We start from the raw sequence: 3,387 nt of genomic DNA, 5'->3' as shown, positions 1-3,387 counted from the left end.
GCGCATCGTTCAGCAGCTTCAGCAGCATGCTGCCGGAGCGCTGCATGGCCTGGGTGTAGTCGTGTTGCAGCGGGCTCAGCGGCGTGCTCAGCAGGAGTTCGGCCATGCCCATCACGCCGGTCATCGGGGTGCGGATCTCATGGCTCAGCGTGGCCAGGAACTGCGTCTTGGCCGCGCTGGCCGCCTCGGCCATCTGCCGCTGCTGTTCGGTCAGCTGCATGCGATGGCGCTGCGCCAGCCGCCGCCGCCAGCTGCGCAGCACCAGGCTCACCGCACTGGCCAGCAGCAGCGCATAGATCAGCCACGCCCACCAGCGCACCCACGGCGGCGCCTGCACGTGGATGCGCAGCGGCGACCGCAACAGGGCCCATTGGCCGTCCGCGCCAGCGGCTTTCACTTCCAGCGTGTAATCGCCGGCGGCCAGTCCGGCGAATTCGCGTTCGCCATGATTGCCGGCATCCACCCAGTCGGCATCGAACCCGCGCAAGCGAAAGCGGTAGTGATTCGCGGCCGGATCGATATACGACGATAGCCGCGCCGAGACATTGAAGCCGCGCTCCCTCCAGCCGAGATCGATCGACGCCCGGCTTCCGGGCAAAGGCTGCAGTTTGCCATCGCGGCGCACGCTGACTTGAGTGATCGCCAGCGGCGACACCCCGGTGCGCTCGCGCAGCCGATCGGGATTGAAAGCCACTACGCCACCCAGGGTCGGTGCGTACAGATTGCCGTCGGGCATCAACGCAAAGCCGCGGGAGAACTCGCCATTGGCCAGCCCATTCTGCAAGCCCAGCGAACGGAATCGGCCGCTCGCGGGATCGAAGCACCACAGGCCATCGCGCCCCAGCAGCCACACCCGCTGCAATGCATCGACCCGCACGTCGACCACGTTGATCGACGGCCAGCCGTGCGCCGCATTCAGCGTGCGATCGAGCACCAGGCCATCGCCGCGATAGCGGTACTGTTCCAGCCCGTCGGGCCGCAGCATCCACAGGCCGTCGGGCGTGAAATCGAAGGCATTGACGGCGCGGTCGTTGATCACTCCGCTGACGGCCTCGAAGCGGTCATGCTGTTTGTTCATCCGCAACATGCCGCCGTCGCTGGCGTACCAGAACTGGCCGTCGTGCAAGGTGAGCTGGCTGCCCCACAGCACGCGCTGGTTCGCCTGCTCCATCGGCACCTGACTGATGGCCAGCGTCTCCCGGTCAATCTGGAACAGCCCCTCGCCGAAGGTGCGTGCGTACATTTTCCCGTCGGGCCCGGGTTCTACTTCCAGTGGATGCTTCAGCCACTGATTGCGCGGATCGACCCGTTGCGGCGGCTTGCCCAGGGTGTACCGATAGAGCCCGCCGCGAACCGCGATCCACAATCGCTCGTGCGCGTCCTGGGTCATCCCCAGCACGTCGCCGCCCAGACCCGACAGCACATGTTCGATCTTGCCGGTCACCGGATCGAGCTTGTCGATCCGGCCGGAACGCTCGCCCACCCAGACCCGGTCATCGTGCCCGCGGGCCATCGCCGTGACGATCGAATCGCGCAGGCTGGCCGGGTCATCGGGGATATGCGTGAAGCGGCTGGTGTCGTTCCAGCCCGGCGCCAGGTACGCCACGCCGCCATCCAGCAGGCCCACCCACAAGCCACCTTCGCCGTCGACCAGCATCGACCACACCCAGGTGCCGGGCAGATCGCCCTGCAGCAACGGCTGATCAGTGACCGCCATGACCGGATCGCCCGGCCGGCGCTGCATGAACAGGCCCTGCTGGGTGCCGACCCACAGGCGACCGGTGCGGTCGCGGACGCTGCTGAGCACATTGCCTTGCGGAATCACGCCGACACCGAACGGCCGCGCGATATCGTCCTTGCCCGCCACCAGCAAACCCTGGCTGGTGGCGATGCGCACTTCGTCGCCGTTGCCGTCGATATGCCAGGTTTCGATCGGCTCGGAGGTGCCGGACTGCGACACCCGATGCATGCGCCCCTCGACATCGCGGCGGAACACGCCATAGCTGCTACCGATCCACAGCTGCCGACGGCTATCCATATAGAGCGCCCCGACCAGGCCGAAGGTGGCCGGATCGGTGCCCAGCAGGGGGTTGGCCAGATGCTGGAACCGACGGCCATCCGGCAACAGCCGATCCAGCCCGCGCGCCGTGCCCACCAGCAGGCTGCCGTCGGCATCCTGCGCGATCGCCCAGACCTTGTCGCTGCCGAGACTGGACGGATCGTGCGGGTCGTGCTCCCAGTGCACGAACTTGCCGGTGGCCTCGTCGTAGCGGTTCAGGCCCGCCTCGAGTCCGCCAGCCCAGAGCCGGCCATCCCGATCGAACAGCATCGAGGCGATGCCGTTGTCATGCAGCGAGCCGGGGTCGTTCGCGATGTGGCGAAACACTTTGAAGTCCACGCCGTCGTAGCGCGCGATACCGCCCTTGGTGCCGAACCACATCGCGCCATCGCTATCCTGCACGACCGTATAGACGCTGCTGCTGGGCAAGCCATCACTGGTCGCATAACGGCGGAACTGCGGCGTCGGCAACAGGGTGGACGACGGCGGTGCGACCGACGGCACGGCGGCATTCGCGGCAGGCGCGGCCATGGCCAGCGCCACATTCAGCAGGACGGCCGAAAACATCAGCTAGTGCTCCCTATGCCGCAACGATGGCCGTACGGAGGCGCGTGGGCCTGTTCCGGCGCGGTGATCCGATGATGCCAAATGCCGTCGGCGCGGTCATGATACGTCGCCGGCAGGCGCGCGAAACGCGTCGCCGCGCGCAGATGGCGAGATCGAAAGACCTCACGCCGGAATCTTCGATCCCGGTGCGGCTTTCACTACCTGCGCCAGCGCGCGGCTCAGCTGCTCGCCGCTGAGCGGCTTGCGCAGGAAGCCATCCATGCCGGCCGCACGTGCGCGTGCCTCGTCCTCGCCGCCTGATCGCGCGGTCACCGCCACGATCGGCAGATGCTGCCCGGCATGCTCGCGCTGGCGGATCAGCCGGGCGATCTGGAAGCCATCGACGCCGGGAAGGTCCAGATCCAGCAGCACCGCGTCGAAACGCGCATGCGCCAGCTCGGCCAGCGCGGCCAGACCGTTGGTGACGTGCACCACCGCATGGCAGTCGCGCTCCAGCAGGCCACGCATTACGGCGGCCACGATGGTGTCGTCCTCCACCAGCAGCAAGCGATGGAACCGCTCGGTCGCGGCGACCATCGCCGCAGGCGGCGCAGGTGCTGTCGCCTCGATCAGCGGCAGCCGGACCCGGAACGTGCTGCCATGCGCGACGCGCGATTCCAGTTCGATGCTGCCGCCCATCATGTCGACCAGCTCGCGGCAGATCGCCAGGCCCAGCCCGCTGCCGGCGCGCCGCTGCGGACCGTCCGCCTGTTCGAAGCGCT

The 3,387-nt window shown here is 67.8% G+C and carries 2 protein-coding genes; both read right to left on the bottom strand.

The genetic code is table 11. The annotated features are described in order from the left end of the window. Positions 1 to 2,626: ligand-binding sensor domain-containing protein (locus ACFPME_RS17600; RefSeq protein WP_377307001.1), on the bottom strand; the 2,626-nt coding region annotated here is incomplete at its 3' end. Between the two features lie 162 nt (positions 2,627 to 2,788). Beyond that, the coding region (locus ACFPME_RS17595; protein WP_377307000.1) for an ATP-binding response regulator at positions 2,789 to 3,387 on the bottom strand (599 nt) is incomplete at its 5' end.

Origin of the sequence: Rhodanobacter umsongensis (genome assembly GCF_042654965.1) — a bacterium.
Lineage (GTDB): Bacteria > Pseudomonadota > Gammaproteobacteria > Xanthomonadales > Rhodanobacteraceae > Rhodanobacter > Rhodanobacter umsongensis.
Note: the sequence above shows the minus strand (reverse complement) of the source record. Positions and strands in the feature narration are given on the sequence as shown.